Below are 24,034 nucleotides of genomic sequence, written 5' to 3'. Positions count from 1 at the left end.
CGATCCAGACACATCCGACAGGAGGCTCGCCCACCCATGGCGAACTACACCGCCGCTGACGTCAAGCGGCTCCGCGACCTCACCGGCTCCGGAATGCTCGACTGCAAGAACGCGCTCGCCGACAACGACGGTGACTTCGACAAGGCAGTCGAAGAGCTGCGCATCAAGGGCGCCAAGGACGTCGGCAAGCGTGCCGAGCGGTCCACCGCCGAAGGTCTGATCGCCGCCAAAGACGGCGCGATGATCGAGATCAACTCGGAGACCGACTTCGTGGCGAAGAACGACGAGTTCCAGGCGCTGGCCGCCAAGGTCCTCGACGCCGCGGTTGCCGCGAAGACGTCCGACGTGGACGTCCTCAAGGCCGCCACCGTCGGCGACAAGACCGTCGACGAGCTGATCCAGGAACTCTCGGCCAAGATCGGCGAGAAGCTGGTCCTGAACCGGGTCAGCTACCACGAAGGCAACGTTGCGTCGTACCTGCACAAGCGGGCGTCGGATCTGCCGCCGGCCGTCGGCGTGCTGGTGGAGTACACCGGCGACACCCCGGAGGCTGCAGAGGCCGCTCGCGGCGCCGCAATGCAGGTCGCTGCGCTGCGCGCCAAGTACGCCACCCGTGACGAGGTCCCCGAGGATGTGATCGCTTCCGAGCGTCGCATCGCCGAGCAGACCGCCCGCGAGGAGGGCAAGCCCGAAGCGGCGCTGTCCAAGATCGTGGACGGCCGTCTCAACGGATTTTTCAAAGACGTGGTCCTGATCGACCAGGCGTCGGTCCAGGAGTCGAAGAAGACCGTCAAGGCCGTGCTAGACGAGGCGGGGGCACAGGTTGTGTCGTTCACCCGTTTCGAGGTCGGACAAGCCTGAATCACGTGAGAAGAACCCCGTGCGAATCGTCAGATTCGCCGGGGTTCTTTTGCGCGCAGCAGCCCCTGCTCTTTTGCCCTCGATAGCCAGCCTCTGATCTCGATAGCATTGACTCGATCGCTGCCCGTACCTCGAAAGGGATGCCACATGACCGACGACGTTGCACAGGAACGCACCGGATTCAAGCGGGTCGTTCTCAAACTCGGCGGAGAGATGTTCGGTGGCGGCAAAGTCGGTCTCGACCCCGATGTGGTGTCGACCGTCGCCGATCAGATCGCCGAGGTGGTCAACACCGGTGTCCAGATTGCGGTGGTGAACGGCGGAGGTAACTTCTTCCGGGGAGCCGAGCTGCAGCAACGTGGCCTGGAGCGGGCCAGGTCCGACTACATGGGCATGCTCGGCACGGTCATGAACTCCCTTGCGCTGCAAGATTTTTTGGAGAAGCGGGGGATCGTCACCCGCGTGCAGACTGCCATCACCATGGGGCAGGTCGCCGAACCGTACATTCCGTTGCGCGCACAGCGTCACCTGGAGAAGGGCCGCGTCGTCATCTTCGGCGCCGGCATGGGTATGCCCTACTTCTCCACCGACACGACCGCCGCACAGCGCGCCCTGGAGATCAAGGCCGAGGTCGTGTTGATGGCGAAGGGTGTCGACGGTGTCTATTCAGCCGATCCCCGGACGGACCCGAACGCGACGCTCTATCGCGAGATCACGCACCGCGAAGTCCTCGAAAGGGGTCTCAAGGTCGCGGACGCGACCGCCTTCAGCCTGTGCATGGACAACCAGATGCCGATGCTGGTGTTCAACCTCCTCGAGCAGGGCAACATCGCCAGAGCGGTCGCAGGTGAGAAGATCGGAACACTGGTCAGCACCTGACCGGTATCCCGCGCAGCACAACCAGACCGCACCCGCACAAGTCAACGGAGGACACCATGATCGACGACGCGCTCTTGGACGCCGAGGAAAAAATGGAGAAGGCCGTCATCGTCGCGCGCGACGACATGGGCTCAGTGCGCACCGGGCGCGCGAACCCTGCCATGTTCAATCGGGTCACCATCGACTACTACGGGTCGCCGACGCCCATCGGTCAGGTGTCGTCGATCAACACCCCGGAAGCCCGCATGATCGTCATCAAGCCCTATGAGCAGTCCTCGCTGGGGCTGATCGAGACCGCGATCCGCAACTCGGACCTGGGCGTGAACCCGACCAACGACGGACACATCATCCGCGTGTCGATTCCGCAGTTGACCGAAGACCGACGGCGCGACCTGGTCAAACAGGTCAAGGCGAAGGGTGAGGACGCCAAGGTCTCGATTCGCAACGTGCGGCGCAAAGCGGTGGATGAGCTCAAACGCATCCAAAAGGACGGCGAGGCCGGTGAAGATGAGGTGACGCGCGCCGAGAAGGATCTCGACAAGACGACGGCGTCGTATGTCACTCAGATCGACGAACTGGTCAAACACAAAGAGGGTGAACTGCTCGAGGTCTAGGTCATCGCATTCGACGACCGGACGGGCAGTGGCGAAGGGGTAGGCAGACGACAGTGACCGACACAGACCGGCCGGGCGGCGCAGCGGCGCCGGCTCCCAAGGGCTCCACCTCTCGGGCCGGCCGAGACCTGCCGGCCGCCATCGGTGTCGGTGGCACGCTCGGCGTCTCGTTGATCCTCATCCTGGTATTCATCCCCGAGGTGTGGTTCGGCGTGGTCGCGGTGGCGATCGCCGTGGCCAGCTGGGAGGTGACCAAGCGCCTCCGCGACGGTGGCATCAAGGTCGCACTGATCCCCATCCTCGTCGGCGGCCAGGCGATCATGTGGGCCAGTTGGCCGTGGGGCATCTCCGGCTCGGTGGTCGCTCTGGCGGCCACGGTACTGGTGGCGATGATCTGGAAGTTGCTGTCGCAGGGCCTGCAAGCCGCCCCGGAGAATTACCTGCAGGATCTCGCAGGAACGACCCTCGTGCTCGCCTGGTTGCCGCTGATGGGTGCCTTTGGTGCGTCGATGGTGCTGCAGGACGACGGCGCGGCGCGCGTCCTGACCCTGATGATCGTGGTGGTCTGTTCGGACGTCGGCGGCTACGTGGCCGGGGTGACCTTCGGTAAACACCCGATGGTCCCGGCCATCAGTCCGAAGAAGTCGTGGGAAGGCATGGCCGGGTCCATGGTCTTCGGCATCGTCGGCGCCGTTCTCACCGTCGTGTACCTGCTCGACGCGCAGTGGTGGATCGGGCTGGTCCTCGGTCCGGTCCTCGTCATCTGCGCCACTCTTGGGGATCTGGTCGAGTCACAGGTCAAGCGCGATCTGAAGATCAAGGACATGGGTACTCTGCTGCCCGGCCACGGCGGGATCATGGATCGCCTCGACTCCATCCTGCCGTGCGCATTCGTCGTCTGGGCGATCCTGGGAGCCCTGCTCTGACGAGCGGCTAGGGCCGGGCCTTCTTGACCGCCCGTCGAACCTGCAGCATTCGCAAGCTGCCCACGATTGCCGTGATCACTGCACCGAGGATGGCTGCGATCAGCAGACTCACGCCCACCGGCAGGTTGACCGTCCAGAAGAACAGGTCGATGTTCTGACTGTCGAGGTTTTGGACGATGAAGATCAGCAGGATGAGCGTGACCAGCGCGCCGACGATCAATCCGACCCAGGCTGCCCGCGTGCGGGTGTGCCTGACGTCGTCGAGGGCCTGTCTACGAACCTCGTCGCGGTGGTCCGCGGCGGGCGGGGCCGCCTCGACTGCCTCGGTGGGGTATGCCGCATCGGGTTTGGTGGGGTCGTAATCGGGGCTCGGCTGGTAGCCCTCGGGCGGTTGATACGTCATTGCTCTATGGTGCGCCCGAGTAGGGCGAAACGACAATCACAGTGACCGAATTGGCATCTGCGGCGAATCTACGTCACGCTTTGATCATGACTGGTCCGTTGCCGCTGGTATTCGACGCGCCGAAACGCGGCAAACCGCCGCAACACCTCGCCGACCTCGACGCGGCAGGCCGCGTTGCTGCGGTGACGAAACTCGGACTGCCCAAGTTCCGCGCAGATCAGTTGGCCCGTCAGTACTACTCCCGGTTCAACGCCGATCCGGCGGAGATGACAGACCTGCCCGCTGCGATGCGGGAGTCGGTGGGTCAGGCTCTGTTCCCTGAACTGATGACCGTGATCCGTCACATCGCCTGCGACGACAACACCACCCGCAAGACCCTGTGGCGGTTGCACGACGGCACGCTGCTGGAGTCGGTGCTCATGCGCTACCCGGACCGCGCGACCCTGTGCATCTCGAGCCAGGCGGGATGCGGGATGGCGTGCCCGTTCTGCGCGACCGGCCAGGGAGGGCTGGACCGGAACCTCTCCACGGCGGAGATCGTCGACCAGGTGCGCTCCGCCGCGCGTGCGATGCGTGACGGCGAGCTGGGCGAGCCCGGCCGCCTCTCCAATGTGGTGTTCATGGGTATGGGCGAGCCGTTGGCGAACTACAAGCGAGTGATCGATGCTGTCCGCAAGATCACCTCGCCCGCTCCCGACGGTCTCGGCATCTCGCAACGATCGGTGACGGTGTCGACGGTAGGCCTGGCTCCCGCCATCCGCCGGATGGCCGATGAAGGACTCACGGTCACCCTTGCCGTTTCGCTGCACACCCCGGACGACGAACTGCGCGACACCCTGGTCCCGGTCAACAATCGCTGGTCGGTCAAAGAGGTGCTGGACGCTGCTCGCTACTACGCGGACAGCACCGGACGTCGGGTATCGATCGAATATGCGCTGATCCGCGACATCAATGATCAGCCGTGGCGCGCAGATCTATTGGGGGAGAAGCTGCGCAAGGCGCTCGGATCGCTGGTCCACGTGAACCTCATCCCGCTCAACCCGACCCCGGGGTCCAAGTGGGACGCAAGCCCCAAGCCCGCGGAACGAGAGTTCGTGAAAAGGGTTATCGCCCAGGGTGTTTCGTGCACGGTTCGCGACACCCGCGGGCAAGAGATCGCTGCGGCCTGTGGCCAGTTGGCGGCGGAAGAGAAATAGTTCTCAGCTGCCGAGCAGACGGGCGACGTCGGTCTGCCCGCGTTGCTGCGCGATCTGCAGAGCTGTTCGTCCCTGCGAATCCCGGATGCCGGGATCGGCACCTGCTGCGAGCAACCGCGAGACGATGTCCTGATACGTCGGTGAACCGTCGCCGTAGACGACCGCTTCGAGGAGTGCCGTCCACCCGGAGGCGTTGATGTGGTTCAGCGGTACGCCCGCGTCGATCAGTAACTGGACCGTGGTCGGGTGGCCCTTCTCGGCCGCTGGGATCAGCGCGGTACCGCCGAACCGGTTGATGGAGTACACGTCCGCACCGTGATCGAGGGTCAGGACGAGGATGTCGTCGAGTCCCTCCGCCCCGGCGTAGAGGAATGCCGAGTCCTGCATGTTGTCTTTCGCGTTGACGTCGGCTCCCGCGAGGATCAACCTGCGTGCGGAGTCGGTGTCCCGGGACTTGGTCGCGGCCACGAGCGGCGTACGACCGTCGGCATCCCTGATCTCCAGCGCGGGATCAGGCTCCGCCGTGCTGGTCGGCACCGGCGAGGATGACGTGGACGTCGCGATCGTCGATTGCGACGACTCAGTGTCTGACACGCCGACCACGTCGCTGCTGCACGCACTGACCGTGATCAGCGCGCAGGAGATCACGGTGGTAGCGAAGGTAGCCGGACTGCGGCCCGCTCGCATGTCGACGGTCAGGAGGGTTGTGGTTCTACTTCTTCTTTTTCCACTTACCGCGGCTGAGGACCTCGCCGCGGACCAGGAGGAAGACGATCAGCGCCGCGAATCCGACGAGGTACCAGTCCTCGACGTGGCCCTCATGATTTCCGATGATCATGCCCAGTAGTGCGACGACCGACACCCAGGCGGCGATCTTGTACGTCTTCATGCCTTCGCCGTGCCAGCCGAATCGGGCCGAAGGCGCTTCTGCGGGTTCGGGCTTGTACTCGACCTCAGTGCTGGCCACGGCTACTCCTGCTGGTTGCGATCCGACTTTTCTCGTCCGAAGCATATCGCGGTGGGTGACCCGTGGCCGCTGATGGGTTCGGCAGGTGTCGCGCCACGGAACCGAGACGCGTCTTCAGCGAGGTCAAGCCCACGGTGTGACAATGAACGCCGTGCCGACCGAAAGATATGCGCCGTCCGAGTATCCCCGTGACATGATCGGATACGGCCGCACCCCGCCACATCCGCAGTGGCCGGGCCAGGCGAACATCGCGGTCCAGTTCGTTCTCAATTACGAAGAGGGTTCGGAGAACAACGTCCTCGATGGCGACCGTGGCAGCGAGACGTTCCTGTCGGAGATGGCCGGCGTCGCCGCGTTCCCGAATCGGCACATGAGCATGGAGTCGTTGTACGAGTACGGATCCCGGGCCGGCCTGTGGCGGTTGCTCCGGGTGTTCGATCGCCGTGACCTGCCGCTGACGATCTTTGCCGTGGCGCAGGCCATGGCCCGCAACCCCGAGGCGGTGGCGGCCTTCCTCGATCGGGGAGACGAGATCGCCTCGCACGGATTGCGTTGGCTGAACTACCAACTCATCGATCCGGCTGTCGAACGGGCCCACATGGCCGAGGCGATCGAGATCCTGACCGACCTCACCGGTAGTGCGCCCCTTGGGTGGTACACCGGTCGCGATTCACCGAACACCCGGGGACTCGTCGTCGAGCATGGAGGCTTCGTCTACGACTCCGACAGCTACGCCGACGACCTTCCGTACTGGGTGAAGGTGCCTGTTGGCGGTCCATCGCAGCCGGCCCCCGATGCCTCCCCAGATCAGGTCGTCGATCATCTCGTGGTTCCTTACACGCTCGACACCAACGATATGAAGTACTCCTCGCCCGCCGGGTTTCCGTCCGGTGACCAGTTCTTCGTTCACCTGCGCGATGCTTTCGACGTCCTGTACGCCGAAGGGGCGGCGGGCGCGCCCAAGATGCTGTCGATCGGGCTGCATTGCCGCCTCGCCGGACGGCCGGGCCGGACCGCGGCGCTCGAGCGATTCCTCGACCACGTGCAGTCCCACGACAAGGTCTGGATCACCCGTCGAATCGACATCGCCCGCCACTGGATCGAAAGACATCCGGCGCCCGGCGCGTCGGATCGGGAGTCGGCCGGCGCGAACGCGGGCGGATCGACCACACTGGAGCGGTGACCACTCGTGTTCTGATTCTCGGCAGCACCGGATCGATCGGTACGCAGGCGCTCGAGGTGATCGCCGCCAATCCCGACCGCTTCTCGGTCGTGGGCCTCGGCGCAGGCGGCGGGAACATCGACCTGCTGGCCCGGCAGATCGCGGACTGGCGGTTGCCCGGTTCGGCGGTCGCGGTCGCCGATCGGGCGGCTGCGGACAAGCTCGCCGCGGCCGCCGGAGTCGAGGGCATCACCTCGGGCCCCGACGCGATGGTCGAACTGGTCGAGAAGTCCGGCGCTGATGTGGTCCTCAACGCGGTGGTCGGGTCGCTGGGCCTCCGTCCGACGCTGGCGACGCTGGCCACCGGTGCCCGTCTCGCCCTGGCCAACAAGGAGTCCTTGGTCGCAGGGGGCGCATTGGTGCTCGCGGCTGCGGCGCCCGGACAGATCGTCGCCGTGGACTCAGAGCATTCGGCCATCGCGCAGTGCCTGCGCGGCGGTGCCGCCTCCGAGGTCGACCGTCTGGTGTTGACGGCTTCGGGCGGACCCTTCTTCGGTTGGGATGCAGAGCGATTGAAGGATGTGACTCCCGAGCAGGCAGGCAAACACCCGACGTGGTCGATGGGCCCGATGATCACCTTGAACTCCGCCACCCTGGTCAACAAAGCGCTCGAGGTCATCGAGGCGCACCTGCTGTTCGGCGTCCCTTACGACCGTATCGACGTGACGGTGCACCGCCAGTCGATCGTGCACTCGATGGTGACCTTCGTCGACGGCGCGACCATCGCGAAGGCTTCCCCACCATCGATGAAACTCCCGATTGCTCTGGCTTTGGGGTGGCCGGACCGGATCCCCGGTGCGTCGGCGGCGTGTGACTTCTCGCAGGCGAGCACATGGACGTTCGAACCGGTCGACAACGCGGTCTTCCCGGCTATCGACCTTGCGCGGGAGGCGGGAACCCGCGGGGGCTCGCTGACCGCGGTGTTCAATGCCGCCAACGAGGCCGCCGCCGATGGTTTCTTCGCCGGGACCATCGCGTTTTCGCGGATCGTCCAGATCGTGGGGGAGGTGCTCGCCGCCGCAGATCAATGGACCGCCGATCCAGGTACGGTGGATGAGGTTCTGGCGGCCGACGCCTGGGCGCGAGAGCGTGCCCGACGACTCGTCGCCGGTGCACACACGTAGACGTTCACCAGAAGGGTAAGTGCGGCCGATGATGTTTGCGTTGGGCGTGGTGCTCTTTGCACTGGGACTGCTGGCGTCGATCGCCTGGCACGAATGCGGCCACATGTGGGCGGCGCAGCGCACGGGGATGAAGGTGCGTCGCTACTTCGTCGGTTTCGGGCCGACCCTGTGGTCCACCCGTCGTGGCGAGACCGAGTACGGCGTGAAGGCGATTCCGCTCGGCGGGTTCTGCGACATCGCCGGTATGACCACCCATGATGAACTGGCACCCGAGGACGAGTCCCGGGCGATGTACAAGCAGAAGGCCTGGAAACGGATCGTCGTCCTGGTCGCCGGTCCCGCGCAGAACCTGATCCTGGGATTCGCGCTGATCGTCATCATGGCGTTGGCCTGGGGATTGCCAAACCTGTCGGAGTCTCTACCGGCCAAGGTCGGGTCGGTCGCCTGCGTCGGTGACACGATCAACAACGGCGAGCTGGCACCGTGCTCCGGCGAAGGCCCGGCGCAGCAGGCGGGTCTCGAGCCCGGCGACACCGTGGTTGCGGCAAATGGCGAAAAGATCAGCAGCACCACCGAATTGAGCACCGTTCTGAGGGCGGGTACCGACCCGGTCGCACTTACCGTCGAGCGTGACGGCGTGACACGTGAGGTAACTCTCACCCCGCAGAAAGTGACCGTCAACGGCGTCGACGAGAACGGCGCACCGAAGACCGAGACGATCGGCATGGTCGGCATCGGCTACGACGACGGCTGGCAGTACCCGTCCGTCGCCGGGGCCATCCCCGCCGCCGCCGGATTCACCGGTGACCTGGTCGTTCGGACGTGGGATTCGCTCCTGTCCCTCCCGTCCAAGATCGGCGCGCTCTGGACGTCGGTGACCGGCGGCGAGCGGGCAACCGACACCCCGGTGAGTGTTTACGGAGCCTCGGTGATCGGCGGAGACGCCGCGGACAATGGCTACTGGTGGTTCTTCGTCTTTCTGCTGGCCAGCATCAACTTCTTCCTGGCGTTGTTCAATTTGGTTCCGCTATTACCCTTGGATGGTGGGCACATGGCCATCGTGGGTTATGAGAAGGTGCGCAACATGCTGCGCCGCTCTCGCGGACTCGGTGTCGGTGCGCCCGTCGACTACCTGAAACTGATGCCGATCACGTACGTGGTGCTGGTGATCATGGGTGGATACATGGCCCTGACCTTGACCGCAGACATCGTGAACCCCATCAAAGCGTTCTAGACCCCCGCCGGCCTCCGAGGCCGCCCGCAACAGCCAACGAAGCAGGAAGTGACAACAATGAGTGCAGACGCCACCGCGATCGGTCTCGGGATGCCCGCTGCACCGCCGCCGGTGCTCGCACCCCGGCGCAAGACCCGTCAACTCCAGGTCGGGACCGTCGCTGTCGGCAGCGATCATCCGGTATCGGTGCAGTCGATGACCACCACCAAGACCCATGACATCAATGCAACGCTGCAGCAGATCGCCGAGCTCACCGCAGCCGGTTGCGACATCGTCAGGGTGGCGTGCCCACGCCCGGAGGATGCCGAAGCCCTGCCCGCGATTGCGAAGAAGTCCCAGCTGCCGGTGATCGCCGACATCCACTTTCAGCCGAAATACATCTTCGCGGCGATCGATGCCGGCTGCGCTGCCGTACGCGTGAACCCGGGCAACATCAAGGAGTTCGACGGCCGGGTCAAAGAGGTCGCGAAGGCAGCCGGCGACGCGGGCATCCCGATCCGGATCGGCGTCAACGCCGGTTCGCTCGATCCGAGGCTGTTGCAGAAGTACGGCAAGGCCACTCCGGAGGCCTTGGTGGAATCGGCGTTGTGGGAGGCGAGCCTCTTCGAAGAGCACGGCTTCGGCGACATCAAGATCTCGGTCAAGCACAACGATCCGGTGATCATGGTGGAGGCGTATCGCCAGCTCGCGGCTCAGTGCGACTACCCGTTGCACCTCGGAGTGACAGAGGCCGGACCCGCGTTCCAGGGGACCATCAAGTCTGCCGTTGCTTTCGGTGCCTTGCTGGCAGAGGGCATCGGCGACACCATCCGCGTGTCGTTGTCGGCGCCGCCGGTCGAGGAGATCAAGGTCGGCAACCAGATCCTGCAATCGCTGAACCTCCGCCCGCGCAAGCTCGAGATCGTGTCGTGCCCGTCGTGCGGTCGCGCGCAGGTCGACGTGTACAAACTCGCCGATGAGGTGAGCGCGGGGCTCGAAGGTATGGAGATCCCGCTTCGCGTTGCGGTGATGGGTTGCGTCGTCAACGGTCCGGGCGAGGCCCGGGAGGCCGACCTCGGTGTCGCGTCGGGCAACGGTCGCGGCCAGATCTTCGTCAAGGGTGAGGTCATCAAGACCGTTCCCGAGGCCCAGATCGTCGAAACCCTCATCGAAGAAGCCATGCGGATCGCGGAGGAGGCCGGTGAATCCGGGGACGGTGAGTCGGCAGGCGCACCGATTGTCACGGTGAGCTGACCGCGGGCACCCCGGCCTGGCAGAATGATCGGGTACGTCCCGTACACCTGCTACGAACCTGGGAGCCGCAGTGCTGAAGCTGTTGGGTGACCGCCCGCTCGGTGAGCGGGACTTCGATGCGGTTGCCCGTGCCCTGGCACAGGACCCGGTATCGGCCTGCATGGTGGCCGCGCGGGTCGAGGACCACGGCATCAATCCGAGATCACTCGGCGGCGAACTCTGGAGCAACAACCAGCCCGGTACGTCGCTGTGCTTTTCGGGCGCCAATCTGGTGCCATTGATCGGCACCGGTGATGACGTACGTACCTTCGCAGAACGTGCTGTCCGCAATCCGCGAGCCTGCTCCTCGATCGTCGGCCCTGCCGATCTGGTCATGCCGCTGTGGGAACTCACGCGGGAATACTGGGGTCCGGCGCGTGAAATCCGCATGGATCAACCGCTTTTGGCGCTCGCCAGCGCCCCGGCGATCCCAGGTGACCCGTTTGTGCGGCGTGTCCGGCTCGACGAGATCGATGCGTACCTGCCCGCCGCCGTCGAGATGTTCATCGGCGAGGTCGGCGTCGATCCCTGCGCCGGCGATGGTGGCCGCTCCTATCGACGTCGGATCGCCGGCCTGATCAATGCGGGGCGTGCGTACGCGAAGTTCGAACGCGGGGAAGTCGTGTTCAAGGCCGAGATCGGGGCGCTCTCACGGCAGGTAGGACAGATCCAAGGTGTCTGGGTGGCGCCGGATCGTCGCGGCCTGGGTCTCGGGGCGTCCGGTACCGCCTCGGTCGTCGAAGCCATCGTCGCCGGTGGCCGGACCGCCAGTCTGTACGTCAACTCGTTCAACACCCCTGCCCGCGAGGCCTACCGCCGGGTCGGTATGAAAGAGGTCGGGACGTTCGCGACCGTGCTGGTCGACTGAGCAGCGTCGCGGCACAGGGTCGAGCTCCGCTCCGCCCGCGTCTGGTGGGCTCTGCGTGGCAACCGGGTTCGGGGCGTCGCCGCAAATACCATGAGCGGTGATGATCCGTTTCCTGCGCCGCCGGCCCGCCCGTCTGCTGGTGATCGCCACCACCCTGGTGCTCGGCGCCTCGATGGTGGCGTGTTCGGCCGACGACAATGGCCCGGGCGCCGCCGCAGGGCGTTTCCTGTCGGCGTTCGCCGACAATGACCCGCAACGGGCGGGAGAGGCGACGGATCGACCTGACGACGCCGCGACTGCAGTCACCGCCAGTTGGGATGGGTTGTCCGCCACCGACATGTCGGCGAAGACCGCCGGAGTGAAGGTGACGGGCGACACCGCCACCGTCGCCGCCGACTACACCTGGACGCTTCCCGGAGATCACATCTGGAAGTACCGGGCCACGATCGCGATGTCGCGGACCGACTCGGGGTGGCAGGTCCGCTGGATCCCGGCAGCGATCCATCCCAAGCTCGGCGGCAACCAGACGATGGCCCTACGCACGATCGACGCCCAGCGCGCCGCGGTCCGTGAGAACGACGGATCCAACGTGCTGGTGCCCGGGACCGTCCATGAGGTGCGGTTCGACGCCGCCCTCGCCGCACAGTCGGGTGCCGTGGTGTCGACCGCGGGCGATCTCGCCGGCGCGCTCGGGCGATTCGATCCGTCCCTGACCGCCCAGGCCATCGCGGAGCAGGCGACCGGGCTGGGCGGTCAGTATGCGGTGATCACGTTGTCGCAGCGAGACTTCGATCTGGTCCGCGATCAACTGGCCGGATTGCCGGGGGTCAGCACGGTCGAGCAGGCGGATCTGGTCGCGCCGAATCCGGACTTCGCGCCCACGTTGCTGACCCAGGTCAAGAAAGAGGTCTCCGCGGATCTGATCGGGAAGGCCGGCTGGCGGGTGGTGTCGGTCAACCCGAACGGTGTGGACGCCGACGTTCTCGCAGAGACGCAGCCGGATCCGGCGCCGTCGGTGGAGATCTCGCTGTCGCGTCAGGTCCAGGATGCCGCGCAGCGAGCCGTCGACCAGCGCAAGGACTTCCAGGTCGCGATGGTGGTGATCCAGCCGTCGACGGGTCGGATTCTCGCGGTGGCCCAGAACGAACTCGCGGACGCCGACGGTCAGATCGCGACCATAGGTCTGTATCCGCCCGGCTCCACCTTCAAGATGGTCACGTCGATGGCGGCGATGAGCACCGGGCTGGCAACTCCGTCCACGTTGGTGGGTTGCCCCAGTGAGGTGACCATCGGTGAGCGCAGCGTGCCGAACTACAACGGCTTCGGGCTGGGCACTGTCCCGATGCAGACGGCGTTTGCACGTTCGTGCAATACGACCTTTGCGAAGCTGGCCAGCGAGATGGGTCCGTCGGATCTCACCCGGGCAGCGGCGTCGCTGGGCATCGGGCCCGAATACGACGTGGTGGGGTTACCGACCGACAGCGGATCGGTGCCGATCGCACCTGAACTGGTGCAGCGCACCGAGGACGGCTTCGGTCAAGGCAAAGTCCTGACCAGTCCCTTCGGGCTTGCCATGGTCGCGGCGACGGTGGCACACGGCGCCACCCCGACACCGCAGCTGATCGTCGGACGCGAGACCACGATCGCAGGTCCACACCCGCCGATGGATCCCGCAGTGCTCAGTCAGATGCGCCCGATGATGCGCGAGGTGATCGCCTCGGGAACCGCGCTGCGAATGCAAGACCTCGGCCAGGTGTACGGCAAGACCGGAGAAGCCGAGGTCGAAGGCGGCTCGCACGCGTGGTTCGCAGGGTATCGCGGTGACCTGGCCTTTGCGACCCTCGTCGTTCTCGGAGGCAGTTCTGACAATGCGGTCGCGGTCACCCACGAGATGCTTGCCGCGCTACCCGAGTGAGCTGCCGGACCGTCAGTAGCAAACCTTTCTGAACTTTGCGGTCATCCGAGGGAACCGATTTCCGAACTGTCGCGTCAGATCACTACTCGGGTCGGCGGGGCGCTGGAGGGGGGTACCCCGCCGCCCCGGGTGTTCGATCCGGGAGCACGATGAATTGTCCGGTGTCGGGATGGATCCAGGTCATCACGGGGTGGTCGTAGATCTCCGAGAGCAATTCGGCACTCATGACCTGCGTTGTCGGCCCAGACGCGACGAGCCGGCCGTCTTTCATGACGAGTACTCGGTCGGCGTACGCCGCGGCGAGCGACAGGTCGTGCACGACGATCAGGATCGCCGCGCCTGTGCTCCTACGCTCGGCGAGAATCGTCAACAGTCGCTCCTGGTGGTGGATGTCGAGCGCCGCGGTGGGTTCGTCGAGCATGAGGACCGGTGCCTGCTGCGCCAGTGCCCGCGCGAGTGAGACGCGGGCCTGCTGTCCACCGGACAGTTGACTGAACGGACGATCCCGCACACCTTGGAGGTCACATTGGGTCAGCGCCTGTTCGACGAAATCAGCCGATCGGGCTGCCTCATGGGTCCGGGTCCAGGGAAATCTGCCCATCTCCACCACCTCGTGTACCAGGAAGGGCGTGTCCGCACGATTGAGCTGGGTGACCAGCGCGCGGCGGCGTGCCAGCTCGATCGGCGCGATGTCGGAGAGATCGAGGCCGGAGAAGCGGACGGCGCCACCAGAGACCGGACGCACCCCGGCCAGGCCCGCGAGCAAGGTTGATTTGCCGCACCCGTTCGGTCCGACGAGCGCCACGATCTCCCCGCTGCCGACGACGAGATCGACGCCGGTGACGATGTCGCGCCCACCGATGGCCACGTGTACGCCGGTCGCGGACAGCGCGGGCTCCGTCGCCGTCACCAGCCGACCCCGCTGTGCCTACTCCGGCGCAGGAGCAAGAAGAACACCGGACCGCCGATGAGCGAGGTGAGCATCCCCAACGGCAGATCGGCATTGTCCATCAGGGTCCTGGCGCCGAGATCGGCAGCACAGACCACAATCGCTCCACCGATGACACTGGCCGGCAACAGGATCGCGTGTTTGGGCCCTACGATCAGTCGCATCAGGTGCGGTACCACCAGGCCGACGAACATGACGATGCCGGTGAACGCGACCGCGGCCGCCGTGAGCACGGCGACCAGCAGGATGACGATCCGCCGGACGCTCTCGACGCGCACGCCGAGAGCGGCGGCCTGAATTTCGCCGAGCGACAGCAGGTCCAGACGGCGGACCAGCAGCATGCTGATCCCGATGGCGCCGGCGGCCAGGGGCAGGACCACCCAGACCGGTTTCCACCCGATGCCCTGGAGTGATCCGAGCTGCCAGAAGACGATCTGTTCCCGGTCGTTGGTGTCAGCGAGGAACGTCAAGAATGCGATGATGCCCGAGGCGAAGGCGTTGACCGCTATACCGATGAGTATCAACATGATCGGCGACGACGACCCGTCGCGCATGGACAGGGTGTAGACGAGCGCGACGGTGATCAGCGCGCTGATGAACGCCGCACCGGCCAGGCCCCAGACGCTCGCCCAGATCCCGCCGGACACGATCGCGATACAGGCGCCCACCGCCGCGCCGGCGGACACCCCGATGACGCCGGGCTCCGCCAGGGGATTGGCCAGCACACCTTGAAGCAGGCAGCCGGCGCAAGCAAGGGTGGCCCCGACGATCAGCCCCATGACAATGCGAGGGAACCGGACCGTCCACAGCGTCTCCTCGCCGTTGGGGGAGCTCGGCATGGGCCCGATGTCGAGGCCGAGGTGGTGCATCACCGACCCGAAGACCTCGGTGGGGGAGATGTAGACCTGTCCCACCGCAGCGGACCAGCCGACGAACACCACCAGCAGTACGAGCATGACGACGATGATGACGACGTTGCGTGGCAGTGTCCGCCGGTTTTCGCCGGCGACGCCCTTGCGGACTGCTTCGCGCACGGAACTCACACGTAGATCGCTTCGGACAACGCGTTCAGAACCCGCCCGGTGTCGGGCCCGAAGGTCAGGATCTCGGCCTGGTCCATCTGGACGACCCGGTTGTTGCGGCCGGCGTCGGTCTGGGCGAGCCCGGGTAGTTTCAGTACCTGCTCGAGACCGCCCACGGAGTCGGCGCCCTGGGTCATCACGAGGATCACGGCCGGGTTGGCATTGATCATCGCCTCGGTGTTCACCGTGGTGAACGCGGAAGTGAGACCGGCGGCGGTGCCCGCGTCGACACCACCGAGGGCGGCTATCAACTCGTCGGCCCCGGAGCCCGGGCCGGCGAGCAACTGCAGCCGGGGACCGCGTAGGTAGAGGAATGCCATCTTGGTCCCGCGGGCGTCGGCCGGGACCTGGTTCTCGGCCGCGGTGATCTGCTGGGTGGTCCGCGCCGCCAGTACTTCACCCTCGCGCGGTACACCCAGTGCGCCCGCCACCGCCTCGATGAGTGGGCCGGTACCCGAGATCGTGCGGTCTTTCGTGAACACGACCACGGTCAGGCCGGCGGATCGCAGCTGGGCGACCGTCCCCGGCGGGTTCGTGGCCTCGTCGATCAGGACGACGCTGGGATCGGCGGCGAGCACGGCCTCGATGTTGACCGAGTGCCCATTGTCGGTGATCACCGGGAGGTTTTCGGCCTCCGGGATGACCGTCGAGCGGTCCCGGGCCACCACGTTGTCGCCGAGACCCAGGGAATACACGATGTTGGCGAGGGTGCCCGAGCGGTCGATGGCGATGATGCGCCCGATGTCGGTGACCGTGACATCGCCACCGATCGACTCCGCGGTGGCCGGAAGCGTGGGGATGGGGTTCTGGGCCACCGGGTCGACGGCGGAACCGGTGAGCCGAGCCGTTTGCGGCCCGGTTCGCAGGGTGCCGTCGGAGGCGGGAGGGCTCGTTGCGGTGTCGGTGATCGGGGCCGTGGAGCACCCCGCGATCACGAGGGCGAACGCGGTGAGCAACGCGGCGATGATCCGGGTCTGCCCACGACCGGGCAACCTGGTGTCGGTCATTCATCACTCCATCCCGCCGGCGCTGTGAGTGTTACCTTACTTGGCGCCCGCCCCGGGGTTGATCGTGTGGGTGAGACGGGCGGGCTGGGTCCCGCGAAGAACAGATAAGCTGGAGACATGCCTGTTCGTGCCCCACTCGCCCCTGGCCAGATCTCGCCCACACTGCCGGTGCCGACCACCATCGAGCGACCCGAGTACGTGTGGAAGTCCACTGCCGCCGAAGGTCACGAGCCCTGGGTACAGACCCCCGAGACGATCGAGAAGATGAGACTGGCGAGCAAGATCGCCGCCAACGCTCTCGCCGAGGCCGGTAAAGCTGTCGCACCGGGGGTGACCACCGATCACCTCGACCGGGTGGCGCACGAGTACATGATCGATCACGGTGCGTATCCGTCGACTCTGGGCTACAAGGGATTTCCGAAGTCGTGTTGCACCTCTCTCAACGAGGTGATCTGCCACGGTATCCCGGATTCGACAGTGATCGAAGACGGCGACATCGTCAACATCGATGTGACGGCCTACATCAACGGCGTGCATGGGGACACCAACGCGACGTTTCTCGCAGGCGAGGTCGCACCTGAGGTGATCGATCTCGTCGACCGCACGCGAGAGGCGACGAACCGTGCCATCAAGGCGGTGCGCCCGGGCCGCGAACTCAACGTGATCGGCCGCGTCATCGAGTCGTACGCGAACCGCTTCGGCTACAACGTCGTTCGTGATTTCACCGGCCACGGTATCGGTGAGACCTTCCATAACGGCCTGGTCATCCTGCATTACGACCAGCCGAACATCGACACCCTGATCGAACCCGGCATGGTGTTCACCATCGAACCGATGATCAACCTGGGCGCCCTCGAATACGAGATCTGGGACGACGGCTGGACGGTCGCGACCGCCGACCGCAAGTGGACCGCCCAGTTCGAGCACACCCTCGTGGTCACCGAGTCCGGAGCCGAGATCCTCACCTTGCCGGACGCCTGACTTGGCTCCCCAGCCCCGGGGTGCGTTGCTCGTTGCGGGCACGAGTTCTGACGCGGGGAAGAGTCTGATCGTCGCGGGGCTGTGTCGAGCGCTGCATCGGACCGGGGTCTCGGTGGCCCCGTTCAAGGCGCAGAACATGTCCAACAACTCCGTCGTCACCCTTGACGGCGGCGAGATAGGTCGCGCGCAGGCGATGCAGGCCACCGCATCTGGGCTGGCGCCTTCGGTACGGTTCAACCCGGTGCTCCTCAAGCCCGGCAGTGACCGCCGGTCGCAAGTCGTCGTGCGCGGACAGGTCGACGGCACGGTCGGTGCGGCCGATTATCATGCGCGCAGGGCGTCCCTTGCTGGTGTCGTATCTGACGAATTGGCTTCTCTGCGTGCAGATTTTGATGTGGTGATCTGCGAGGGCGCCGGTTCGCCCGCAGAGATCAACCTGCGGCGCAGCGATATCGCGAACATGGGTTTGGCCGAGCTCGGCGACCTGCCGGTGATCGTGGTCGGGGACATCGACCGGGGTGGCGTCCTCGCGCATCTGCTCGGAACCCTGGCTTGTCTGGCACCGGCGGACCAAGCCCGCATCGCCGGCTTCGTGATCAACAAGTTCCGCGGCGATCGATCGATCCTCGAACCCGGATTACAGCAACTATTCGACCTGACGGGCCGCCCCACGATCGGAGTCGTGCCGTATGCCGACGGGTTGTGGCTCGACGCGGAGGATTCCCTGGCGAGCGTGGTCGGCATGCCGGTGGGACGGGCCGCGCCCGCGGTCGGTTCGGCCCGTTTGTCCGTCGTCGCCATCCGGTTGCCGAGGATCTCGAACTCGACCGACGTCGAGGCCCTGGCATGCGAGCCGGGTGTGGACGTGCGGTGGGTGGACGACCCGGCGAGTGTCGCAGGTGCCGATCTCGTCGTCGTGCCAGGAAGCAAGGCGACCATCTCCGATCTTGCCTGGCTGCGTGGCCGCGGTATCGACGAGGTGCTCACCGAACGGGCCCGACGCAATCAGCCGATCCTGGGCATTTGCGGCGGTTACCAGATGCTCGGTACCACCATCGTCGATGATGTGGAAGCGCGCACGGGAACGGTGTCAGGGCTGGGAATCCTCACGGTGACAGTGCAGTTCGCCGCCCGCAAGGTCCTTCGGCAATCGGCGGGGGTCGCATCGGGAAATGTGGTGCGCGGGTACGAGATCCATCACGGTCGCGTGATCGGAGGCGACGATGCACCACTGCTGCACGACGACGAGCTCGGACCCGAGGGAAGTGTTGCGGGTGCGGTCACCGGGACCCACTGGCACGGGCTGCTGGCGAACGACGGATTTCGCCGCGACTACCTGCGTGAGGTCGCCCGGTGGGTGGGGCGCGGCGGCTTCGAGGTCGGGCAGGTCTCCTTCGAGCAGGCCCGGATGGCGCAGCTCGATCTCATCGCCGACCTGGTCGACACCGAACTCGATATGGAGTTCGTCACAGACCTCATCAGCTCGGGGGTTCCTCCCCGCATGCCGGTGATCACCACCTCGCTGAGTTGACCCGCCGCCAACGGGTCGACACGTAGGCTGGCCGGGTGAGCATCGAACATCGCACCATCACCGTCGGTGAACTTGAGTTCGACGTCCGGATCGGGGGACCGGACAACGGACCGACAGTGTTGTTGTTGCACGGATTCCCCAATACCGGAGCCTGTTTCGATACGGTGGTCGGGAGACTGCACGACTCCGGCCTGCGTACGATCGTCCCGGATCAGCGCGGATACTCACCAGCTGCCAGGCCCGATGAGGTCGATGCGTACCAGCTTCGACACCTCGCATCCGATGCTGTCGGCATCCTGGATGCGCTCGGTGTCGGGTACACGATGGTCGTGGGGCACGACTTCGGATCGCTGGTCGCGTGGCACCTGGCTGGGCACTACCCGAACCGTGTCACCGGGTTGGTCGCCGTCAGCGTCGGACATCCCTCGGCCATCGCAGCATCGCTGGCGAGCAGTGATCAACGCGGTCGATCGTCCTACATCCTCGATTTCGTGAAGCCCGACGCCGAGGACACGCTATTGGCCGACGACGCGAAGATCCTGCGCGAGTTGGTCCCCGACGACAGTGTGCTGCCGCTCACCGAGCGGCCGGCTCTGACCGCAGCCCTGAACTGGTATCGCGCCAACTTCACCGGCGACATCAAAGCGAACCTCGCCTGCCCTCCGATCGAGGCGCCGACCACGGTGTTGTGGGGCGACGGCGATGACGCGCTGGGCCGGGAGCAGGCGCAGGGGAGTAGTCGATTCGTGTACTCCGACTATCGATTCGCGGCGCTGGAGGGCGTCGATCACTGGATCCCCCAGAACGCACCAGCAGCGCTGGCGAGCGAGATCGCCTTGCGGTCAGCGCTCTGGTGATCTACTGACAGCCCTCAGATCTCGAGCCCGAGCAGCGCGTTCTCCAAGACCTCGGGCATACCTGGGTGGATCCAGTACTGGCCGCGAGCCATCGTGGCGGCGTCGAGCCCGAATGACATCGCCTGGATCACCGGCTGGACGATCGAGGGTGCTTGCGGGCCGATGATGTGGGCGCCGAGCAGTCGGCCCGTGCCCTTCTCGGCAATCAGCTTGCACAGACCGGTCTTGTCCTCCATCGCCCAGCCGTAGGCGACGTCGCCGTAGTTCTGCACCTTGACGGTGATGTCGAGGCCGGCGTCGCGGGCCTCGGTTTCGTTCATCCCGACCGAAGCGATCTGCGGATGGGTGAACACCGCCGCGGGCACGAAGCGGAGATCGAAGGGCTGCAGATCCGCACTGTCCCAGCCCCGCAGCAGATTTGCCTGGACGACCCGGCCCTCGTGATTGGCCACGTGCTTGAGTTGGTACGGCGAGCTGACATCTCCCAGCGTCCATACTCCGCGGGCCGCGGTCCGGCCATAGGAGTCCCGCTCGATGCGACCGTCTTCGTCGACCTCGAGGCCGATCGACTCGAGGCCGATCCTGTCGGAGTTCGGTACCCGACCGACCGCGACAAGAAGCGCGTCCGCCTCGAGCACGGTGTCGTCGACGAGCGTGATGCGAATCGCGCCGTCGACGGACTCGACAGCGGTGATCGCTGCATTGAAGTGCACATCCCATGCGGCCGAGGCGATCTCGGTGAAGCGCGCCGAGATGTCCGGGTCCTGGGTTCGGAGCAGTGCGCCGCTGCGGGCGATGACGGAGACCTTCGACCCCAGCGCACCGAACACATGCGCGAACTCCGCGGCGATGTAGCCGCTACCGACGATGATGAGTCGCTCCGGCAGTTCCGGTAGCCGCATGACGTCGTCGTTCGTGTGGTACCTCACCCCACTGTCGGCGATGATGTCCGGGATGACCGGCCTGGAGCCGGAGGCGATGACGACCCGGGACGCCAACACCAACTCGCCTGCGCTGGTTCGCAGCCGGTAGCGGCCCTCGGAGTCGACTCCGTCGAAGACGACGTGACTGCTGTAGACGGTGATGTTGTCGCAGTCCTCGACCCGGTAGCGCTTGCCGCCCGCGGAGATCGGATCGATTCGGCCGAAGACCCGGTTCACGATGCCCGGCCAGTCGACCTTGTCGACGGAGCCGGTGACACCCAGCCGCTCGCCTTCGCGAATGGTTTCGGCCACCTCGGCCGCGTAGACGAACATCTTCGTCGGTATACATCCGACATTGAGGCAGGTTCCGCCGTAGATGCTCTCTTCGAAGATCGCGATCTTCTGATCGGCGAACCGCTCGTCAGGGATCGAGTTTCCCGTACCCGAGCCGATGATGGCCAGGTCAACCGATGTGGACTCACTCATGCAGGGCTCCTCGTATCCGATCGTCGTTGCTCAGCAACCAATTGTCGAGCTCGGTGTATGCCGTGTCTCTGGCACCCCGCCGGGACAGGAAGACATCGTGACGCGCGCCGGGCACCGGGACCGCACTGACCCGATTGCCCAGGCAGCCGGTCCACCGCGCGATCTGGCGGGTGTCCAGGACTCCGTCGGCGGTGTCGATGTGTGCGATCTCGCCGTTGGCAGCCGATCCCGCCAAGGTCGTCGCGTCCGAGTGCAGCACGAGGGAGGGGACGCCGATGTCGAGCCCTCGGTGCAGCGTGGCGTGGCCCCGGCGTACCGCGCTCAAGAATCCGAACGTCACCGGATAGCCGTGCAGCGGTTTGTAGTTCAGGTCGTACTCCCACTCACCGTGCACACTGTTGTGCAGGCTCTCGCCGTAGGCGCCTGCGATCTTGCGGGGGATGGTCGCCAGCGGGCGCACCCGCGCTACCGAGTTCACCACCGTGGTCCCCGCGCTGCGCAGGATCGGGGCACCCTGCAGGTCGAACCAGGGGGAGTTGAGGACCAGCCCGGTGGGGTTGCCTGCCGTCGGATCACGGTGGGGTCGATCGAGCCCACGGTGGGGTCGATCGAGCCCACGACGGAGTCGATCGAGCCACAGTGCGGTGATCAGGCCGCCCGTCGAATGCGCGGCGATCAACAGGGGCCGGCCGCCGCCGGCGGCGTTGATCTCCGCAGCCGCCAGCCCCAGTTCTGCGTCGTACATGGACAGGTCGGTGATGTGGTGGGGCGTCTGCCCGGGGCGTTGCGAGCGCCCGCACTTACGCAGATCCAGCGCGTAGAACGCGTATCCGCGTTGCGCAAAGAACTCCGCGAGCGGGCGCTGGAAGAAGTAGTCGGTGAAGCCGTGAACGTACAGAACGGCGGCGGTGGCGGTGGACTGCTCGTGCCGGATAAGGGTCGCAGCGATCTGGCCCTCGCCGTCGGGGTCGTTGCCGAGGTCGAAGGTCAATGCCGAGAAGTCTGGGCCGAGTACATCGGGCTGCCAGCGGGAAGAGGCCACGATTTCCCACTCTAGGCGCGCGAGTCGGGCGGCCGGAGATGGTGCGGGTTTCGGCCGACCGCATTACAGTCTTCCGACGCCGATAGGGAACAATGAAAGTCATCTGAAGGTTCGCCGAAACAGGAAGTTGAGCTGGAGTGTCTGAGTCTGCAACCCCGCGCGACGGCGCAGTCACCACAACCGACATCGTGCTGGTAGGCGCCGGGATCATGAGTGCCACCCTGGGTGCGCTTCTGCATCGGCTGCAGCCCGACTGGTCGATCACAGTGTTCGAGCGCCTCGATGCCGCTGCCGCTGAAAGCAGCGATCCGTGGAACAACGCAGGAACCGGCCACTCGGCGTTGTGTGAATTGAACTACACCCCGCAGACCGCCGACGGGGATGTCGACATCACCAAGGCGCTCGCGATCAACGAACAGTTCCAGGTGTCGCGTCAGTTCTGGGCGAACTCCGTGGAGTCCGGGGTGCTACGGGATCCGAGCGAGTTCATCAATCCCATCCCGCACGTCAGCTTCGTGCACGGCGAGTCCAACGTCGACTACTTGCGCAAGCGCTACGACAATCTGGCAGGCGAAACCCTGTTCAAGGGGATGGAGTACATCACCGATCCTGCTGAGTTCACCAAGCGGCTCCCGCTGATGTCCGCGGGCCGGGACTTTTCCGATCCGGTGGCGCTGAACTGGTTCGACGGCGGAACCGACGTGGACTTCGGTGCCCTCACCCAGCAGCTGATCGGTTACCTGGGGCACGCCGGTGCGACAGTCAACTTCGGTCACGCCGTGACGAACATCACCAAAGAGTCGGATGGCAACTGGCGGATCAAGGTCAAGAATCTGCGTACGAAGGAAAAGTCCACCGTCAAGGCCGGTTTCGTCTTCGTGGGCGCCGGTGGCGGGGCTCTACAGTTGCTGCAGAAGTCGGGCATCAAAGAGGCGAAGGGGTTCGGCGGATTCCCGGTCAGCGGTGCCTTCTTCCGCTGTACCGACCCGGCCCTCATCGATGAGCACGCAGCGAAGGTGTACGGCAAGGCCGCGGTCGGCGCACCGCCGATGTCGGTACCGCACTTGGACACTCGCGTGATCGGCGGCAAACCTGGACTGCTGTTCGGGCCGTATGCCGGCTGGTCGCCAAAATTCCTCAAAGAAGGTAAGAACACCGACCTCATCGCGTCCGTCAAGCCCGGCAACGTCCTGCCGATGCTGTCGATCGCGCCCAAGGAGTTCGGCCTCCTCAAGTACCTGATCAGCGAGTTGGCTGCCGGACCCGCCGACCGGGTCGAAACGCTCTCCGAGTTCGTGCCGCGGGCGGACGGCAAGGACTGGGAGATGATCGTCGCCGGTCAGCGTGTCCAGGTGATCCGCAAGAAGGGCCGCGGCGGTGCACTGGAGTTCGGAACCGCTGTCGTGGCGGCCGAGGACGGCAGCATTGCCGGCCTGCTGGGCGCCTCTCCCGGTGCCTCGACCGCGGTGCCCGCGATGCTCGACGTGCTCGAGCGTTGTTTCCCGAAGCACTTCACGGCCTGGAAGCCCGTGCTCGGCGAGATGATCCCGTCGCTCGGTTCGAAACTGAACGACAATCCCGATCTGTTTGCGCAGGTGTGGGATTGGACGTCGAAGGTGCTGGGCCTGCAGGACACCCCGGCTTCGGTTGCGGATGAGGGAGATTCTCATCTGGCGACGCCCACCGCCGTGTGAT

General features: G+C 65.6%; 23 protein-coding genes. 15 read left to right on the top strand and 8 right to left on the bottom strand.

Annotation, left to right across the window (positions count from 1 at the left end):
* Nucleotides 1-36: 36 nt before the first annotated feature.
* The 4 genes from tsf (at nt 37) to J3S28_RS07810 (ending at nt 3,280) form a co-directional block, all read left to right on the top strand.
* Entirely contained in the window at nt 37-861 is an 825-nt protein-coding gene (gene tsf, locus J3S28_RS07825; RefSeq protein WP_084838595.1) for a translation elongation factor Ts, read from the top strand.
* Between the two features lie 147 nt (nt 862-1,008).
* Complete coding sequence (gene pyrH / locus J3S28_RS07820) at nt 1,009-1,740, top strand: UMP kinase (protein ID WP_207839318.1); 732 nt, start codon at nt 1,009-1,011, stop codon at nt 1,738-1,740.
* Between the two features lie 56 nt (nt 1,741-1,796).
* On the top strand, nt 1,797-2,354 hold the full coding sequence (gene frr / locus J3S28_RS07815) for a ribosome recycling factor (RefSeq protein ID WP_207839317.1): 558 nt from the start codon (nt 1,797-1,799) through the stop codon (nt 2,352-2,354).
* Between the two features lie 53 nt (nt 2,355-2,407).
* A complete protein-coding gene (locus J3S28_RS07810; RefSeq protein WP_207839316.1) occupies nt 2,408-3,280 on the top strand; it encodes a phosphatidate cytidylyltransferase in 873 nt (290 codons plus the stop codon).
* A gap of 7 nt (nt 3,281-3,287) precedes the next feature.
* Here J3S28_RS07810 and J3S28_RS07805 read toward each other — a convergent pair whose 3' ends face one another.
* On the bottom strand, nt 3,288-3,683 hold the full coding sequence (locus J3S28_RS07805) for a LapA family protein (protein ID WP_207839315.1): 396 nt from the start codon (nt 3,681-3,683) through the stop codon (nt 3,288-3,290).
* 86 nt (nt 3,684-3,769) lie between these two features.
* On the opposite strand from J3S28_RS07805, the gene rlmN reads away from it, so the two are divergent.
* Entirely contained in the window at nt 3,770-4,879 is a 1,110-nt protein-coding gene (rlmN, locus tag J3S28_RS07800) for a dual-specificity RNA methyltransferase RlmN (RefSeq protein ID WP_084896817.1), read from the top strand.
* A 3-nt stretch (nt 4,880-4,882) separates the two neighbouring features.
* On the opposite strand, the gene J3S28_RS07795 is transcribed toward rlmN, so the two are convergent.
* Together J3S28_RS07795 and J3S28_RS07790 are read right to left on the bottom strand one after the other, a co-directional pair.
* Entirely contained in the window at nt 4,883-5,473 is a 591-nt protein-coding gene (locus J3S28_RS07795) for an ankyrin repeat domain-containing protein (protein WP_307796936.1), read from the bottom strand.
* Nucleotides 5,474-5,591: 118 nt separating this feature from the next.
* A complete protein-coding gene (locus J3S28_RS07790; protein WP_307796934.1) occupies nt 5,592-5,846 on the bottom strand; it encodes a DUF2631 domain-containing protein in 255 nt (84 codons plus the stop codon).
* A 142-nt stretch (nt 5,847-5,988) separates the two neighbouring features.
* Here J3S28_RS07790 and puuE point away from each other — a divergent pair, with 142 nt between their 5' ends.
* From puuE to J3S28_RS07760, 6 genes are all read left to right on the top strand, one after another.
* Nucleotides 5,989-7,029 (top strand): allantoinase PuuE, encoded by a 1,041-nt coding sequence (gene puuE, locus J3S28_RS07785; RefSeq protein WP_207839311.1) that lies wholly within the window; start codon nt 5,989-5,991, stop codon nt 7,027-7,029.
* Nucleotides 7,026-8,192 carry a 1-deoxy-D-xylulose-5-phosphate reductoisomerase gene (gene dxr / locus J3S28_RS07780; RefSeq protein ID WP_207839309.1) on the top strand — a complete coding sequence of 389 codons (1,167 nt, stop codon included), beginning with the start codon at nt 7,026-7,028 and terminating at the stop codon, nt 8,190-8,192. The genes puuE and dxr overlap by 4 nt, the downstream gene beginning before the upstream one ends.
* Nucleotides 8,193-8,220: 28 nt before the next feature.
* Entirely contained in the window at nt 8,221-9,426 is a 1,206-nt protein-coding gene (locus tag J3S28_RS07775) for a M50 family metallopeptidase (RefSeq protein ID WP_207839307.1), read from the top strand.
* A 57-nt stretch (nt 9,427-9,483) separates the two neighbouring features.
* Nucleotides 9,484-10,659, top strand: a complete 1,176-nt coding sequence (gene ispG, locus J3S28_RS07770) for a flavodoxin-dependent (E)-4-hydroxy-3-methylbut-2-enyl-diphosphate synthase (protein ID WP_207839305.1) — start codon at nt 9,484-9,486, stop codon at nt 10,657-10,659.
* 70 nt (nt 10,660-10,729) lie between these two features.
* Nucleotides 10,730-11,566 (top strand): GNAT family N-acetyltransferase, encoded by an 837-nt coding sequence (locus tag J3S28_RS07765; RefSeq protein WP_207839303.1) that lies wholly within the window; start codon nt 10,730-10,732, stop codon nt 11,564-11,566.
* 100 nt (nt 11,567-11,666) lie between these two features.
* Complete coding sequence (locus J3S28_RS07760; RefSeq protein ID WP_207839302.1) at nt 11,667-13,481, top strand: penicillin-binding transpeptidase domain-containing protein; 1,815 nt, start codon at nt 11,667-11,669, stop codon at nt 13,479-13,481.
* Between the two features lie 82 nt (nt 13,482-13,563).
* Here the strand turns inward: J3S28_RS07760 and J3S28_RS07755 are convergent, their stop codons facing one another.
* The 3 genes from J3S28_RS07755 to J3S28_RS07745 all read right to left on the bottom strand — a co-directional run bounded on the left by J3S28_RS07755 (nt 13,564) and on the right by J3S28_RS07745 (nt 16,519).
* The gene (locus J3S28_RS07755) at nt 13,564-14,394 is read right to left on the bottom strand and encodes a heme ABC transporter ATP-binding protein (RefSeq protein ID WP_207839590.1); all 831 of its coding nucleotides are present in this window, start codon (nt 14,392-14,394) and stop codon (nt 13,564-13,566) included.
* Nucleotides 14,388-15,386: a FecCD family ABC transporter permease gene (locus J3S28_RS07750; RefSeq protein WP_207839591.1), complete on the bottom strand. Its 999-nt coding sequence runs from the start codon at nt 15,384-15,386 to the stop codon at nt 14,388-14,390. Before J3S28_RS07750 ends, J3S28_RS07755 begins: the two co-directional genes overlap by 7 nt.
* Before the next feature lie 83 nt (nt 15,387-15,469).
* Nucleotides 15,470-16,519, bottom strand: coding sequence for a heme/hemin ABC transporter substrate-binding protein (locus J3S28_RS07745; RefSeq protein WP_207839301.1), 1,050 nt, complete (start codon nt 16,517-16,519; stop codon nt 15,470-15,472).
* Between the two features lie 117 nt (nt 16,520-16,636).
* Between J3S28_RS07745 and map the strand changes: the two genes are divergently transcribed.
* The 3 genes from map to J3S28_RS07730 are packed head-to-tail and all read left to right on the top strand — an operon-like array spanning nt 16,637 to nt 19,888.
* A complete protein-coding gene (gene map, locus J3S28_RS07740; protein WP_207839300.1) occupies nt 16,637-17,500 on the top strand; it encodes a type I methionyl aminopeptidase in 864 nt (287 codons plus the stop codon).
* Between the two features lies 1 nt (nt 17,501).
* A complete protein-coding gene (locus J3S28_RS07735; RefSeq protein ID WP_207839299.1) occupies nt 17,502-19,031 on the top strand; it encodes a cobyric acid synthase in 1,530 nt (509 codons plus the stop codon).
* A gap of 35 nt (nt 19,032-19,066) precedes the next feature.
* A complete protein-coding gene (locus tag J3S28_RS07730) occupies nt 19,067-19,888 on the top strand; it encodes an alpha/beta fold hydrolase (RefSeq protein WP_307796932.1) in 822 nt (273 codons plus the stop codon).
* Nucleotides 19,889-19,902: 14 nt separating this feature from the next.
* On the opposite strand, the gene J3S28_RS07725 is transcribed toward J3S28_RS07730, so the two are convergent.
* Nucleotides 19,903-21,297 carry a mycothione reductase gene (locus J3S28_RS07725; protein ID WP_207839298.1) on the bottom strand — a complete coding sequence of 465 codons (1,395 nt, stop codon included), beginning with the start codon at nt 21,295-21,297 and terminating at the stop codon, nt 19,903-19,905.
* Nucleotides 21,290-22,339: an alpha/beta hydrolase gene (locus tag J3S28_RS07720; protein WP_207839297.1), complete on the bottom strand. Its 1,050-nt coding sequence runs from the start codon at nt 22,337-22,339 to the stop codon at nt 21,290-21,292. The genes J3S28_RS07725 and J3S28_RS07720 overlap by 8 nt, the downstream gene beginning before the upstream one ends.
* 137 nt (nt 22,340-22,476) lie before the next feature.
* Between J3S28_RS07720 and mqo the strand changes: the two genes are divergently transcribed.
* Nucleotides 22,477-24,033 (top strand): malate dehydrogenase (quinone), encoded by a 1,557-nt coding sequence (gene mqo / locus J3S28_RS07715; RefSeq protein ID WP_207839296.1) that lies wholly within the window; start codon nt 22,477-22,479, stop codon nt 24,031-24,033.
* Nucleotide 24,034 lies beyond the last annotated feature (1 nt).

Origin of the sequence: Williamsia soli, assembly GCF_017377795.1 — a bacterium.
In the GTDB taxonomy this organism is placed as follows: domain Bacteria; phylum Actinomycetota; class Actinomycetes; order Mycobacteriales; family Mycobacteriaceae; genus Williamsia; species Williamsia soli.
Note: the sequence above shows the minus strand (reverse complement) of the source record. Positions and strands in the feature narration are given on the sequence as shown.